Below are 14891 nucleotides of genomic sequence, written 5' to 3' on the forward strand. Positions count from 1 at the left end.
GGCCCCCCCCGAGCGCGCCCGCAAGGCCCGCGAAGCCGCCGCCCGGGCCGCGGCGGCGGCCCGCAAGCGAGGTCAGGCGGCGCCGGGACAGCCGCGAGGCGGTGGGTTCCTCAGCGCGGCCGAGCTGAGCCAGCCCATCACCTCCGAGTACGGCCGCCGCTACCACCCCATCCTCCACATCTGGCGGCTGCACTCCGGCCTCGACTTCGGCGGCCCGTGCGGGACCCCGATATACGCGGCCGCCTCCGGAACGATCATCAGTGCGGGATGGGCGGGCGGGTACGGCAACCGGGTCGTCATCGACCACGGCCTCGTCGGCGGGGTCGACCTCGCGACGACGTACAACCACATGCAGCGGATCGTCCGATACGGCGGCCACGTCTCCCGCGGTCAGCTCATCGGCTACGAGGGGACGACCGGTATGTCGACCGGCTGTCACCTCCACTTCGAGACGCTCGAGAACGGCTCCTTCGTCAATCCCCGCAAGTACCTCTGACTTCGTCGTCGGTCCTTCCGTGGGCCCACCCGCAAGTACCTCTGACTTCGTCGTCGGTCCTTCCGTGGGCCTTCGGCTTTATCGGGTCACCCCGGAACACCGAGCCTCACCCGGCAAGGAAGGTCGGGTCAGGTCCAGTGTTGTCGGGTCACCCGATAAAGCTGGCAGCCCTGAGGAGATGGGCTGGACCGGGGGGCAGAAGATCGACGCCCTGGGCGGGCATCGGCGGCCGCCGGGGGAAGTGGACGGGGAGGGAAGAGGGAAGAGCACGGTAGCGTTGCCGCAGGCCGGAGCGGATGCGAGAACGAGGGACGAGGGGCAGACAGGCGTGGCCAAGGACCAGGGGCGCAAGCTCATCGCGAGCAACCGCAAGGCGCGCCACGACTACCACATCGAGGAGACCTTCGAGGCGGGCATCGCCCTCATGGGCACGGAGGTGAAGTCCCTCCGGATGGGCCGCGCCAGCCTCGTCGACGGCTACGCCACCTTCCGCGGTGACGAGCTGTGGCTCGAGGGCATCCACATCCCGGAGTACGTCTCCGGCACGTGGACCAACCACACGCCGCGCCGCCGTCGCAAGCTGCTCCTCCACAAGCAGGAGCTGCACCGCATCCAGGTCAAGACCCGGGAGAGCGGCCACACGATCGTGCCGCTCGCGCTGTACTTCAAGGACGGTCGCGCGAAGGTCGAGATCGCGATCGCCAAGGGCAAGAAGGCCTACGACAAGCGGCACGCACTCCGCGAGCGCCAGGACGAGCGCGAGGCGCAGCGCGCGCTGTCGACGAGGGGTCGCGAGTGACCGCTGGTCGCCGACAGGGACGCGTCCACCGTGGTGCGGTGTCGGTCGCCGCGGTGGGCGGGCCGGGGGTGGCTGCTGGTCGCCGACAGGGACGCGTCCACCGTGGTGCGGTGTCGGTCGCCGCGGCGGGTATGCCGAGCGCGACCGAGGGTCGTCTTAGCGCGACCGAGGGTCGTCTCAGTGCGACCGAGGGTCGTCTCCGCCGACCCGCCCGGCTCCCCCTCGGGACCCGGGCGCTCTCGGTCGTCCTCGGGCTGGTCCTCGGCGTCGCCGGCCTGCTGCTCACGGGAGCCTCGTATGCCACCGCGGCACCGGCATACCTCCTCGCGCCGGCCTCCCGGAGCGGGTTCGTCACCGCCTCCGACGATCTGGCGACGGCCTTCTCCGAGCAGGACGTCCTCGGCGACGACGGCTCCGTCGACGTCACCCAGCACATCACGTGGCACTTCCCGGCCGGCGAGGAGCGGCACGGGATCGATCGGCTCGTCCAGGTCCGGGCCGGGTACCAGAATCGCGACGACGTCTACCGCTACTACGCGATGAGCGAGGTGTCCGCCGAGTCGCCGACCGGCGCCCCGACCGACGTGTCGGTGACCGACTACGGCGCCTACAAGCGGATCCGGATCGGCAGTCCGAGCCGGACGGTGTCGGGGACGCAGCAGTACGTCGTGAAGTTCCACCTGGCACACATCGTCAACGACATCGGGGACGGCACGGCCGAGTTCTACTGGAACACGGTCGGATCCGGCAACCAGAACACCTACGAGAACGTCACGGCCACCGTCCAGGCGCCGGCCGCGTCGACGAAGGTCGCCTGCTACTACGGGCCGCAGGGCGCGACGAACCCGTGCACCGCGACGTCGGGTACCCCCTCTCGGTTCAGCGCACCGACCATCGAGCCGGGTGACGGGATGAGCGTCATCGCCTCCTACCCTCGCGACGCGTTCGGCAACCTGTCGGTCGACCTGCGCAAGGGGAAGGCCGGATCGACGAACGAAGGCGTCCTCTCCCCGGAGACCTCCCGCCTTGTCGGCCAGCTGTCCCTCGGCCTCGGGGTGCTCTTCCCCCTCCTCGCGGCGGCCGGGATGGGCACGCTCGTCTGGCAGCGCGGCCGCGACGAGATGTATGCCGGTCTGACCCCGGGCCTCACCCCGGGCGTCGACCAGGCGGACACGCCCGTCGTCCGCACGACACGCGCGCCGATGGCCGCCGTCCAGTTCAACCCGCCGCCGGGCGTCCAGCCCGGGATGATCGGCACGCTCGTCGACGAGAAGGCCGATGTCGTCGATGTCACGGGGACGCTCATCGACCTCGCGGTCCGCGGGTACCTCACCATCGAGAAGGTCTCCAGCGGTGGCCTGTTCCGCAAGGACGACTGGGTCCTGCGCCGCACCCAGCCGACGGTCCCGGGAGCGGCTCTCACGGCATACGAGCAGATGCTCCTCGACGGGGTGTTCGCGAGCGGAGGCGTCGTCCAGCTCAGCGACCTGAAGAACCACTTCTCGGGCACCCTCAAACGGGTGCAGGCCGCGATGTACGACGAGGTCGTCTACCGCGGCTGGTTCCGACGGTCTCCGGAGTCGCAGCGCACCGGATGGCAGGCGCTGGGGATCGTCCTCATCGTGCTCGGCGGCCTCGTCGCCATCCTCCTCGGCAACTGGCTGCGGATCGCGATGGGCGGGGTGGGCGTCTTCGGGATCTGGCCGCTCGGGATCGGGGTCGCCCTCGCCGGGGTCATCGTCATGGTGCTCGGCTCCCGGATGGCCGCCCGGACCGCCCAGGGGACCGCCGTCCTCGTCCAGTCGCGCGGCTTCGAGGAGTACCTGCGGACCGCGGAGGCGAGCCAGATCCGGTGGGAGGAGGCCCAGGACGTCTTCTCCCGCTACCTGCCGTATGCCATCGTCTTCGGCGTCGCGGACCGGTGGGCCCGGGTCTTCCAGGAGGTCGCGACGGCCGCCGCGGCCTCGGGCCACCTGATCGGCCAGCCCCTCTGGTGGGTCGGCGCCTGGGACCCGAACGTCGGCTTCACCGGTCTCGCCTCGACGATGGACGACTTCTCGACCTCCGCCGCGGGCACCTTCGTCAGCACGCCGGGGTCCTCGGGCGGCAGCGGGTTCAGCGCGGGTGGCGGCTTCAGCGGCGGCGGTGGCGGGGGCAGCTCCGGCGGCTCCTGGTAGATCGCGGCCGGTGCCGGTGGGCCCGGGCAGACGCGCACCCCGTGGCCATCTGGCACCCGATCGGGGTCTGTGCACCACCCGCCCGAGGGCAGAGGCGCGACCCCGTGGCCATCTGGCACCCGATCGGGGTCTGTGCACCACCGTCACCCCCAACCCCTCCCGCACGTGCCGAGTTGTTGTCGTCCCGATGCTCGTCTGACGACATCTTCTCGGCACGTGCGAGGTCCCTCCTCGCATGAGCCGCCGACGAGGTCCGCAGGAGAGATTCGGCCGTTCGGGTTACGGTGAAGGGGCAGGGGTCAAGAAGCGGCTCGTGCAGTCCGCCATCCGAACCCCTCCCGAAAGGTGAGTGTCATGGGACTGTCCGACAAGCTGGAGAACGCCAAGGACGACCTGGTCGGCAAGGCCAAGGAAGCGACCGGCAAGGCGACCGGCGACGAGCAGATGCAGGCCGAGGGCGACCTCGACCAGCGCAAGAGCGACGTCAAGAAGGCCGGCGAGAACGTCAAGGACGCCGTCACCGACTGACGCATGACGAGGGCCGCGGCGTGACCTGTCGCGGCACACCGGGCCGGGCGACAAGGACGTCGCCCGGCCCGGTGCTCTGTCCCCGCCGACCCGGCGGTGCGGACGTCTACTCGACGACGAGGAGGAGGTCGCCGCCCTCGACCTGCTGGTGCTTGGCGATGGCGAGCCGGGTCACGACACCACCGGTCGGGGAGGTGATGTTCGCCTCCATCTTCATCGCCTCGATCGTCGCGACGACCCCGCCGGGTGCGACCTCGTCACCCTCGGCGACGGCGAGGGTGACGACGCCGGCGAAGGGCGCGGGCACCTGGCTGCGGTCCGCCGGGTCGGCCTTCTCGGCGACCTTCGTCTCGACGGCGATCGACCGGTCGCGGATCTGCACCGGTCGCAGCTGGCCGTTGAGGGTGCACATGATCGTCCGCATCCCCTTGTCGTCCGCCTCGGAGATCGACTGCAGCCCGAGGAGGAGCGTCTTGCCGGGCTCGAGGACGATCTCGTGCTCGGCGCCGACGTCGAGGCCGTGGAGGAACTCCCGCGTCCCGACGACGGACAGGTCCGACCACGTCTCCCGGGAGGCGAGGAACTCCTTCGTCGGGCCGGGGAAGAGGAGCCGGTTGAGGGTGGGGCGGGGTGCGGCCTGCAGTGCCGCGCTGTCCTCCTCGGACAGTTCGGTGACGACCGGTCGAACCGTGCGGCCCTGGAGCGCCTTGGTCCGGAACGGCTCGGGCCAGCCGCCGGGCGGGTCGCCGAGCTCGCCGCTGAGGAAGCCGATGACCGAGTCGGGGATGTCGTATGCCGTGGGGTTGGCCTCGAAGTCCGCGGGATCCGCCCCCGCCCCCACGAGCGCGAGCGCGAGGTCGCCGACCACCTTCGAGGAGGGCGTCACCTTGACGATGTTGCCGAGGATGTCGTTCGCCGCCGCATACATGTCCTCGACCTGCTCGAAACGCTCGCCGAGCCCGAGGGCGTTCGCCTGCTGACGGAGGTTGGACAGCTGCCCGCCGGGGATCTCGTGGCGGTACACGCGGCCCGTCGGGGCGGGGAGCGAGGACTCGAACGGGTGGTAGAGCGCCCGGAGGCCCTCCCAGTACGGCTCGAGGTCGCATACCGCCTGCAGGTCCAGGCCGGTCTCACGCTCGGTGCCGTTCGTCGCGGCGACGAGGGCGGACAGCGGCGGCTGGCTCGTCGTCCCACTCATCGGCGCGCTCGCGACGTCGACGGCGTCGACGCCGGCGTCGATGGCGGTGAGGATCGTCGCGAGCTGGCCGCCGGGGGTGTCGTGGGTATGCAGGTGCACGGGCTGGTCGAAGCGCTCGCGGAGCGCCGTCACGAGGCGCCGGGCGGCGGGCGCCCGGAGCAGGCCGGCCATGTCCTTGATGGCGATGATGTGCGCGCCCGCCTCGGCGATCTGCTCGGCGAGGCGCAGGTAGTAGTCGAGGGTGTAGATCCGCTCGCCCGGGCTCGTCAGGTCGCCGGTGTAGCACAGTGCGACCTCGGCGACCGCCGTGCCGGTGTCGAGCGTCGCCTCGATGGCGGGTCGCATCTGGTCGATGTCGTTGAGGGCGTCGAAGATCCGGAAGATGTCGATGCCCGACCGGGCTGCCTCGTGGACGAAGGCGTCGGTGACCTGCGTCGGGTAGGGCGTGTAGCCGACGGTGTTGCGTCCGCGCAGGAGCATCTGGAGGGGCAGGTTCGGCATCGCCGCCCGCAGCGCGGCGAGACGCTCCCACGGGTCCTCGGAGAGGAACCGCAGGGCGACGTCGTACGTCGCGCCGCCCCACGCCTCGACGCTGAGCAGCTGCGGGGTGAGCCGGGCGACGTACGGCGCGACATGGAGCAGGTCGCGGGTCCGGACCCGGGTGGCGAGGAGCGACTGGTGGGCGTCGCGGAACGTCGTCTCGGTCACCCCGACGGCCGTCTGCGCGCGCAGCTGCTCCGCGAACCCGGCCGGGCCGAGCCTGAGGAGGCGGTCGCGGGCCCCCGGCGGGGGAGCCGCGTCGAGGTCGGCCTTCGGCAGGCGGGAGCGGGGGTTCGTATGCGTCGTCGCGGGTCCGTGGGGCCGGTTCACCGTGACGTCGGCGAGGTAGCGCAGCAGCTTCGTGCCGCGGTCGGCGGGAGTCCTCGCCGTCCGCAGCTCGGGGTGCTGGTCGATGAACGACGTGGAGAACCGGCCGGCCTGGAAGTCGGGCTCGGCGAGAACCGCCTGGAGGAAGGGGATGTTCGTCGTCACGCCGCGGACCCGGAACTCGGCGAGGGCGCGCCGGGCGCGACGCACCGCCGTCGGGAAGTCCCGGCCCCGGCAGGTGAGCTTGACGAGCATCGAGTCGAAGTGCGGGCTCACCTCCGCGCCGACGTGGATCGTGCCGCCGTCGAGCCGCACGCCGCTGCCGCCCGCGGACCGGTAGACGGTGATGCGGCCGGTGTCCGGGCGGAACTCGTTGGCGGGGTCCTCCGTCGTGATCCGGCACTGGAGCGCGGCGCCCCGGATCCGGATGTCGTCCTGGGCGAAGCCGAGGTCCGCGAAGGTCTCCCCGCTCGCGATCCGCAGTTGGGAGGCGACGAGGTCGATGTCGGTGATCTCCTCGGTCACCGTGTGCTCGACCTGGATCCGCGGGTTCATCTCGATGAAGACGTAGCGGCCGTCCTGCCCGAGGAGGAACTCGACGGTCCCGGCGTTGACGTAGCCGATGTGCCGGGCGAACGCGACGGCGTCCGCGCACATCCGGTCCCGGACGGCCGGGTCCAGGTTCGGCGCCGGGGCGATCTCGACGACCTTCTGGTGCCGACGCTGGAGGGAGCAGTCGCGCTCGAAGAGGTGGATGACCTCGCCGGCGGCGTCGGCGAGGATCTGCACCTCGATGTGCTTGGGCTCGACGACCGCCTCCTCGATGAAGACGGTCGCGTCGCCGAAGGCCGACTCCGCCTCGCGCATCGCCACCGCGATGCTGTCGCGGAGCTGGTCCTCGGACTCGACCCGTCGCATACCGCGTCCGCCGCCGCCGGCGACCGCCTTGACGAAGACGGGGAAGCCGATCTCCCGGGCACCCTCGACGAGCACGTCGAGGTCGGTGTTCGGCGGGACGCTGCGGAGGGTCGGCAGGCCGGCCTCGCGGGCGGCGGCGATGGCCGTCGCCTTGTTGCCGGTGAGGTGGAGGACGCGAGCGGGCGGCCCGACGAAGGTCACGCCGGCCGCGTCGCACGCCTCGGCGAGGTCGGGGTTCTCCGAGAGGAAGCCGTAGCCGGGATAGACGGCGTCCGCCCCGGACTCGACGGCGACCCGGACGATCTCGCTCGGGTCGAGGTAGGCCCGGACCGGGTGGCCCTCCTCGCCGATCTGGTATGCCTCGTCGGCCTTGAGCCGGTGCTCGGAGCCGCGGTCCTCGTACGGGAAGACGGCGACGGTGCTCGCGCCGAGCTCGGTGGCGGCGCGGAAAGCGCGGACGGCGATCTCGCCTCGGTTGGCGACGAGGACCTTGCGGAACACGGGGACACCTCGCAGGCTCGGGGTCGGTGGGGCACGGCCCCACGAAGAGGTCGACGGTGGTTCGCTGCAAACCCTATGGCCCGCTCGGCGACCACGACCCGGGCCAGTCACCCAGCGGACAGCCCACCACCGGTGGGGGTGACCGGCTCTCCACCCGCTTTATCGGGTCGCCCCGGAAGGCGTGCCTTCACCCGACAAGGGACGTGGGGTGAGGGCACGTGTTATCGGGTGACCCTGGACAGGGTGGCTTCACCCGACAATGGACGTGGGGTGAGTGCACGTGTTATCGGGTGACCCTGGAAAGGGTGGCTTCACCCGACAAGGGACGTCGGGTGAAGCCACGTGTTATCGGGTCACCCGACAAGGCTCGGCCAAGTCCACGCGCGCGACCCCCGTCAGGACGACCGCCCGCGGGATCTCCCTCGAGGTCCTCGGCGTCCGAGGACCTCGCCGTCAGAAGACGATGAGGGGCTTGATGACGCCGTCCTCCTTGGCCTGCATGAGCCGGAACCCCTCGAGAACGTCGTCGAAGGCGAAGGTGTGGGTCGTCATGAGCGTCGGGTCGAACCGGCCGGTCCCGATGAGGGCGAACAGTCGCTGCATACGGTCGTTGCCGCCGGGGCACAGGCCGGTGTGGATCGACTTGTCGGCCATCCCCATGCCGAAGGCGTCGAGCGGCACGGGAAGGGGGTTGGGGTTCTCGCCGTGGTAGCCGATGTTCGAGACGCGACCGCCCGCCTTCGTGACTCGGATGCAGGCCTCCCATGTCTGCGGGAATCCGAACGCCTCGATGGCCGCGTCGACCCCCTCGCCGCCCGTCGCCTCCTTGATCTGCTCGACGGGGTCGCCCTCGGTGAAGTCGATGATGTCGGTCGCGCCGAACGTGCGGGCCAGCTCCTGCCGCTTCGGGATCGACTCGACGGCGAAGATGCGGGCGGCACCGAGGAGGGTGGCGCCGATCGTCGCGCACAGGCCGACGGCGCCCTGGGCGAAGATGGCGATGGAGTCCCCGAGCCGCAGGTAGCAGTGCTCGGCCCCCATGAAACCGGTCGAGAGCATGTCGCAGGCGTAGACGGCCGCCTCGCTGCTCACCGAGTCGGGGACCGGGGCGAGGTTGGCCATGGCATACGGCACCGTGAAGTACTCCGCCATGTTGCCGTCGACCTGCCCCGTGTACTTGTAGCCGCCGAGCGGTCCGCCGCACTGGCTGGTGAACCCGGCCTGGCAGTACCGGCAACGGAAGCACGGGGTGATGGCGTTGACGGCCACCCGCTGCCCCTCGGCGAAGCCGGTGACGTTGGAGCCGATGGCGTGCACGAGCCCGAGGGCCTCGTGGCCGAGCGTGCGGCCGGGCGGCACGGGAAGCGCCCCGGCGACCGTGTGGGTGTCCGAGGTGCAGATGAGCGCGTGGGTCGTCCGCACGATGACGTCGTCCGGCCCCGGCTCCGGGATCGGCTTCTCCGCGATGCCGGTCTTCCCGACCTCGGTCATGACGAGTGCTCGCATCGTGCTCATGGCAGACTCCTTCGGCTCCACGACGATTCCTCGCACCTTCGCGACGAGGAAGCCAGTATGTCGGGTGCCCGGGCCTCCCCGACGTGGCCCTCGTGGGCACGTCGGGGGGTGGGTGGTGCAGAGGCCCCGATCGGGTGGCAGTCCGCCAGGGTGGCTGGGCGGGTGGATCGGCTGGAGGTGGTGCAGAGGCCCCGATCGGGTGGCAGACCGCCAGGGTGTGCCGGGGTGGGTGGATCGGCTGGGAATCCCGTTGGCTGCGGGAGCGTTGACCGGCATACTGGGTGTCCGGTCCGGGATCGGCGCCCGAGTCGCCTCGGGGTCGACGACAGGCCGAGGATCAGAACTGAACAGCGTGATGTGGACCCCCACACGGGGGTGATCGGTTTCGACATTGGTCGGCTGGTCAGGGGAAGCGGGTCGAGGAGGCACGGTCATCTCGTCAACGCTCCGTGCAAACCAATAGGTGCCAATTCCAAGCGCACCGACTTCGCCCTCGCCGCCTGAGCGAGCCTCGAAGTCCGTCAGCCTGAGCTAGTTCCCGTCTCAGAGCCTGGCGTCAGCTAGGGAACTCGCTGCGTCGTCATGCCGGGGGGCGACGCGGGACTCCCACTCGGCTGGGCCCGTCGGCGGACGTGTGCGCGCGAGCGCCGGGGCCGAGAAAATCCACAGCGCACTGCACCCGGAGAAGCCCTGGTTTCCCGTCAATGGACGCGGGTTCGATTCCCGCCACCTCCACCATCGGTCCACATCAGCACCGCCGCCCGGGCGACGTCGTATGCGGTACCCATGGGCCCCTGCGCGACCGCCCCTCGGCCACCCTTGGTCCGGCCCGCGCGGTCGGCCCCCTGGTGTCTGGCCCGTCGATCGGACGGAGTACTTGCGTGTGGTCCGGGTGGGGCTTCGGTCCGGGTGGGGCTTCGGTCCGGGTGGGGCTTCCGTCCGGGTGGGGCTTCGGTCCGGTGGGGGCTCCCTCACGGTGGTACGACTCCGTCGCGGGTGGGGCCCTCAGCCCTGGTCGGAAGTGATCGTCTCGATGCGCAGGCCGTGGCCGAAGGGGAAGAGGGGGTCGCCGAAGCCCGGGACGTCCTCGGGGTGCTGCCGGACCTGGTCCATCGACCGCGGCAGATCGAAGGGCAGCCGTCCGGCCGGCGGGATCCGGCCGGTCACGGCATCGAGCCACGCCGCGTCGCTCGCGCCGTAGCTCGCCGTCAGCGCGGTGGCGACGCCCACGAGCGGGGTGAGGACGGCGGGCCGGTCGAGGGTCACGTCGAGGACGAGGGGGCAGTAGGCGGCGAGGCGCCGCATCCGGACGACGAACCCGGGGGCGAGGTCGAGCGACCCCTGGTGGAACCACGACTCGAGGAAGAGGTCGTCGCGCGGCTCGAACGGTGCGCCGATGCGGACGAGGGCCATGTCGGCCTCCTCCGGCCGGTCGACGAGGGGCCCGACGGTCGATGCCACAGCGGGATCGAGGCCCTCGACGTAGAGGCGAAGGCCGCCCAGGAGGGGCAGGACGGGACGGGTGATGGCAGTGGGCCCGGTGGGCTCCCGGGGATCCACGCTCGCTCGGTGGTCGACGCCCGCGGCCCGGTGGTCGACGCGGGCGGCCCGGTGGTCGACGCCTGCGGCTCGGTGGTCAGCGCCGCCGACCCGGTGGTCGACGCCCGCGGCCTGGTGGTCGACGCCGGCCCGATGGGAGTCGCCGGACCCGGCATACCCGTTGGTGAGGACGGTGACGGACCGGGCCTGCGCGGCATACCCCTCCTCACGGAAGGCGTCCTGACCCACGACGCGGGCCGCCTCGTCCTCGTCGACGTAGGGGTCGTCGAAGAGGCCGAGGCGGAACTTCACGGCGAGCAGCCGCCGGGCCGAGGCGTCGAGCCGCGACTCGGGGACCCGGCCGGACCGGACGAGGTCGACGAGGAGATCGGCGCACTCCTCGCCGCCGAACTGGTCGACTCCCGCGTCGAGGAGCAGCTCGAGCCGGTCGAGGGCGTCGAGGTGCTCGACCCCCCACGCGCGGGCCGGCAGCACCTGGTCCCCGACGTGGTTGTCGTGGACGAGCTCCCAGTCGGACAGGACGACGCCGTCGAAGCCGAGGTCGCCGCGCAGCAGGTCGGTGACGACCTCCCGGCTGTAGGAGAAGCCGACCTCCGGCAGGTCGTGGCCGCGCAGCCGAAGCCCGACGGGCAGGCCGTAGTAGGGCATGACGGCCGCGACTCCGGCGTCGACGAGCGCGGGGAAGGGACGCAGGTGGTCCTCGCCGTGACCGCCGGGATAGACCTGCTCACGACCGTAGGGGAAGTGTGCGTCCTCGCCGTCCCGTTGGGGACCGCCCCCGGGGAAGTGCTTCGCGGTGCCGGCGACCGACGTGGGACCCAGGGAGGACCCCTGCAGCCCACGGAGGTATGCAAGCCCCAGCTCGGTCGTCAGGGCCGGGTCCTGGCCGAAGGTCTGCGCCTGACGCGCCCACCGGGGCTCGGTCGCCAGGTCGACGACCGGGTGCAGCGCCGCCCGGATGCCGACGGCGAGGTACTCCTGCCGGACGACGTCGGCGAACCGGCGCACGGCGTCGGCGTCCCGCAGCGCGGCGAGGCCGAGCATCTCGGGCCACTGCGAGAAGCCTCGGGCGGCGAAGGAGACGCCGGCGTTCTCGAGGAAGGCGTGCCGGGGATCGGTCGAGATCGTCACCGGTATGCCGTGGGGTGCCTGCTCGGCGATGCGCTGGACGGCGTTGTGCCAGCGAGCGGCGAGGCGTGGCTCGCCGAGGGCGTGGACGTTGAAGTGGTTCATCCGCTTGCCGAGGACGACCTCTGTCGTGCCCGACGTGCTGATGTGCCCGGCGGTCTCCTTCGGCTGCCCGTCCGCGCCGGCCTCGATGACGGTGTGGAACATGAGCCCGGCCTTCTCCTCCAGGCTGAGCCGGGCGAGCAGGTCCTCGACCCGCTCCTCGACGGGTCGACGGGGGTCCTCGAACGGGTCCATGACGCCGTTGCCGTCGAGGTCCCGGTAGCGCGTCCCGTCGGGCGCCGTGTCGAGTCGCAGTTCGGGCCCGGTCATCGGCGAGCCGTCCGTCGGGTCATCGCCCGACCGTCCGCCCGGTCATGACCGGCCAGTTCGCCGGGTCATCCGGTGGATCATCCCGGGGTCACCGGTCCGCGTCCGCCCAGGCCCAGCGCACGGTGACCTGGGCGGTCACCGCCTGTTCGCCCGGCTCGACGGCCAGCTCCGCCGGTGCGCCCGCCCTCATCATCCGGGGCATCGGACCGGCGACGACGACGGGGACGTCGCTGAGCCGCACGACCCGCCCGAGGGCTCGCCCGGCGAGCGCGGCATACTGCTCCGCCTTCCCGCGGGCGTCGGCGAAGGCTGCGTCCCGGGCGGCCCTCGCCACCGGCTCCGGGTCGCCGATGGCGAGGGTGATGCCGTCGATCCCCAGGGAGTTCCCCGCCGCGGAGGCGACCGAGCCGACGATCGCGCCCACCGCACGGACGTCCCGGACCCGGACCTGGAGGGACTGGAAGGCCGTGTACCCGACGACGTCGGGACGGCCCTCGGCCCAGCGCTGATGGACGCCCGAGCCGGTCGTCCGCACGTCGGCCGGCGCGACACCGTGGGTGCGCACGGCCTCCTGGACCCCCGCCATCCGCGCCGAGGCGTCCTGGAGGGCGCTGGAGACGTCGGGCGCGTCGCACTGGACGCGCAGGTCGAGGAGGACGACGTCGGAGGGCGCGGAGGCCGTGCCGAACCCGGTGACGTCGATGTGGCCCTTCATGCGCAGCCCTTCATGCACGGCACTGTATGCCGGTTCCCGGGGCTGCTGAACGCCTCGCGAGCCCCGTTTTCGGACGGGTCGCTCGCGGGATCATCACCGGACACGGTTGAATCAGGGTCGTGACCACGACCCCATCCATCTCCTATTCATTCACGGCCCGGCTCGTTCTGCCGGCTCGAGCCACCGCGATCAGCGAGCTGACCTCGTGCATCGAGCGCGAGGGCGGTGCCGTCTCCGGGCTCGACGTGACCGCGGCCGACAACTCGCGGCTGCGCGTCGACCTCACCGTCGCCGCAGCCGACACCGAGCAGGCGGACCGGATCGTCGCGACGATGCGTTCGGTTCCCGGTGTGGAGATGGGCAAGGTCTCCGACCGCACCTTCCTCGCCCACCTCGGTGGCAAGCTCCGGATCGAGCCCCGGGTCCCGATCCGCAACCGCGACGACCTCTCGCTCATCTACACCCCGGGCGTCGCCCGCGTGTGCATGGCGATCGCCAACCAGCCCTCGGACGCCCGCAACCTCACCATCAAGGGCAACACCATCGCCGTCGTCACCGACGGCACCGCGGTCCTCGGTCTCGGCGACATCGGACCGCTCGCGGCGCTGCCGGTCATGGAGGGCAAGGCGGCACTGTTCAAGCGGTTCGCCGATATCGACGCCTTCCCCATCTGCCTCGACACGACGGACACCGAGGAGATCATCGCGGCGGTCAAGGCGATCTCGCCCGTCTTCGCGGGGATCAACCTCGAGGACATCTCGGCGCCCCGATGCTTCGAGATCGAGGAGCGACTGCGCCGGGAGCTGGACATCCCCGTCTTCCACGACGACCAGCACGGCACCGCCATCGTCGTCCTCGCCGCCCTGCGCAACGCGCTGCGGGTCGCCGGCAAGGGCCTCCCGGACGTCCGCATCGTCATGAGCGGCGCGGGGGCCGCGGGCACCGCCATCCTCAAGCTCCTCCTCCTCGCGGGAGCCCGCGACGTCGTCGTCTCCGACGCCGACGGCATCGTCACGCCGACCCGGCCGGACATCGCCTCCGGGGAGAACCCCAGCCTCATGTGGAGCGCGACGCATACGAACCCGCGGGAGGTCTCGGGGACCCTCAGAGACGCCCTCGTCGGCGCGGACGTCTTCGTCGGCGTCTCCGCCCCCAACATCCTCACCGGTGACGACATCGCCACGATGGCGCCGGACTCGGTGGTGTTCGCCCTCGCGAACCCGGTGCCCGAGGTCGACCTCAACGAGGCCGCCCAGCACGCGCTCGTCGTCGCCTCCGGCCGCTCCGACTTCGCGAACCAGATCAACAACGTCCTCGTCTTCCCGGGCGTCTTCCGCGGGCTGCTCAACGCGAGTTCCCGGAAGGTCACGCCCGAGGTGCTCCTCGCCGCCGCCGACGCGCTCGCGGGGGTCGTGCGACCCGAGGAGCTCAACCCGACCTACATCGTCCCGAGCGTCTTCCACCCCGACGTGACGCGGACCGTCGCCAACGCCGTGTCCTCGGCGGCCGCTGGCCGGTGACGACCCCCGTCGGCGGCTCGTCGCATACCGGAGACTCCGCGCCCTTCGACGGACCGGGGCGCGCCAGGAGCTCGGCGCACGCCGACGACCCGTCACGGTCGGGCGGCGAGGCGAGGGCGCGGGCCGGGACGGCCGTGGCGACAGGGACTCGACGGGCGTGGGCGGTCGTCGTCGGCCGGGTCCTGCTCGTGGGGTTCATCCTCGTCCAGCTGTATGCCGTGTACTGGCCCCGCGAGCCGGCGGCGACGACGTTCCGGATGGAGGACAAGCTGGCCCACGCGCTCGTCTTCGCGGCACCCGTCGCGGTCTCGGTCGCCTTCCGGCTCCGCCCGCGGTTCGTCGTCCCGCTCATCGCGCTCAACGCCCCCGTCAGCGAGCTGGTCCAATGGAGGTTCCTCGCCGGCCGGGACGGAGACGTCTGGGACGTGACGGCCGATCTCGTCGGCGTCGCCCTCGGCGTCCTCGCCGGCTTCCTCCTGCGGCGCAGGCTGGGCCCCGTTGGCTCGTCGTCCACCCCCTGACCCACGCTGTCGATGCGCCGCCTCGCCCCGGTGGCGGTCTGGCACCCGATCGGGGTCTGTGCACCACCTGAGGGTC

Annotated in this window: 10 protein-coding genes and 1 other RNA gene; 7 read left to right on the forward strand and 4 right to left on the reverse strand. The window is 71.6% G+C overall.

What is annotated here, in order from left to right; genetic code table 11:
• The 4 genes from BN12_RS18255 to BN12_RS23955 form a co-directional block, all read left to right on the forward strand.
• Nucleotides 1-496: M23 family metallopeptidase (locus BN12_RS18255; protein WP_157635745.1), on the forward strand; the 496-nt coding region annotated here is incomplete at its 5' end.
• Between the two features lie 328 nt (nt 497-824).
• A complete protein-coding gene (gene smpB / locus BN12_RS18260) occupies nt 825-1295 on the forward strand; it encodes an SsrA-binding protein SmpB (protein WP_048554720.1) in 471 nt (156 codons plus the stop codon).
• Between the two features lie 110 nt (nt 1296-1405).
• A complete protein-coding gene (locus BN12_RS18265) occupies nt 1406-3472 on the forward strand; it encodes a DUF2207 domain-containing protein (protein ID WP_235432462.1) in 2067 nt (688 codons plus the stop codon).
• A gap of 354 nt (nt 3473-3826) precedes the next feature.
• A complete protein-coding gene (locus BN12_RS23955; RefSeq protein WP_083454754.1) occupies nt 3827-4000 on the forward strand; it encodes a CsbD family protein in 174 nt (57 codons plus the stop codon).
• Nucleotides 4001-4106: 106 nt separating this feature from the next.
• On the opposite strand, the gene BN12_RS18270 is transcribed toward BN12_RS23955, so the two are convergent.
• Together BN12_RS18270 and BN12_RS18275 are read right to left on the reverse strand one after the other, a co-directional pair.
• Nucleotides 4107-7484, reverse strand: a complete 3378-nt coding sequence (locus BN12_RS18270) for a pyruvate carboxylase (protein WP_048554722.1) — start codon at nt 7482-7484, stop codon at nt 4107-4109.
• Between the two features lie 453 nt (nt 7485-7937).
• Nucleotides 7938-8999 carry an NAD(P)-dependent alcohol dehydrogenase gene (locus BN12_RS18275; protein WP_048554726.1) on the reverse strand — a complete coding sequence of 354 codons (1062 nt, stop codon included), beginning with the start codon at nt 8997-8999 and terminating at the stop codon, nt 7938-7940.
• A 371-nt stretch (nt 9000-9370) separates the two neighbouring features.
• Between BN12_RS18275 and ssrA the strand changes: the two genes are divergently transcribed.
• Nucleotides 9371-9737, forward strand: a transfer-messenger RNA (tmRNA) gene (ssrA, locus tag BN12_RS23960).
• Between the two features lie 267 nt (nt 9738-10004).
• Here the strand turns inward: ssrA and BN12_RS18280 are convergent.
• Nucleotides 10005-12059 (reverse strand): glycoside hydrolase family 3 protein, encoded by a 2055-nt coding sequence (locus BN12_RS18280; protein ID WP_048554728.1) that lies wholly within the window; start codon nt 12057-12059, stop codon nt 10005-10007.
• 88 nt (nt 12060-12147) lie between these two features.
• A complete protein-coding gene (locus BN12_RS18285; protein ID WP_048554730.1) occupies nt 12148-12774 on the reverse strand; it encodes an SIMPL domain-containing protein in 627 nt (208 codons plus the stop codon).
• 119 nt (nt 12775-12893) lie between these two features.
• On the opposite strand from BN12_RS18285, the gene BN12_RS18290 reads away from it, so the two are divergent.
• Nucleotides 12894-14294 (forward strand): NAD-dependent malic enzyme, encoded by a 1401-nt coding sequence (locus BN12_RS18290; protein WP_048554732.1) that lies wholly within the window; start codon nt 12894-12896, stop codon nt 14292-14294.
• A complete protein-coding gene (locus BN12_RS18295; RefSeq protein WP_048554734.1) occupies nt 14291-14815 on the forward strand; it encodes a VanZ family protein in 525 nt (174 codons plus the stop codon). The genes BN12_RS18290 and BN12_RS18295 overlap by 4 nt, the downstream gene beginning before the upstream one ends.
• Nucleotides 14816-14891 lie beyond the last annotated feature (76 nt).

This window comes from Nostocoides japonicum T1-X7, assembly GCF_001046855.1.
Lineage (GTDB): Bacteria > Actinomycetota > Actinomycetes > Actinomycetales > Dermatophilaceae > Nostocoides > Nostocoides japonicum.

Coding starts and splice junctions, on each gene's coding strand:
- BN12_RS23955 (WP_083454754.1), top strand. CDS start 3,827: ATGGGACTGTCCGACAAGCTGGAGAACGCCAAGGACGACCTGGTCGGC.
- BN12_RS18275 (WP_048554726.1), bottom strand. CDS start 8,999: ATGAGCACGATGCGAGCACTCGTCATGACCGAGGTCGGGAAGACCGGC.
- BN12_RS18280 (WP_048554728.1), bottom strand. CDS start 12,059: ATGACCGGGCCCGAACTGCGACTCGACACGGCGCCCGACGGGACGCGC.
- BN12_RS18285 (WP_048554730.1), bottom strand. CDS start 12,774: ATGAAGGGCCACATCGACGTCACCGGGTTCGGCACGGCCTCCGCGCCC.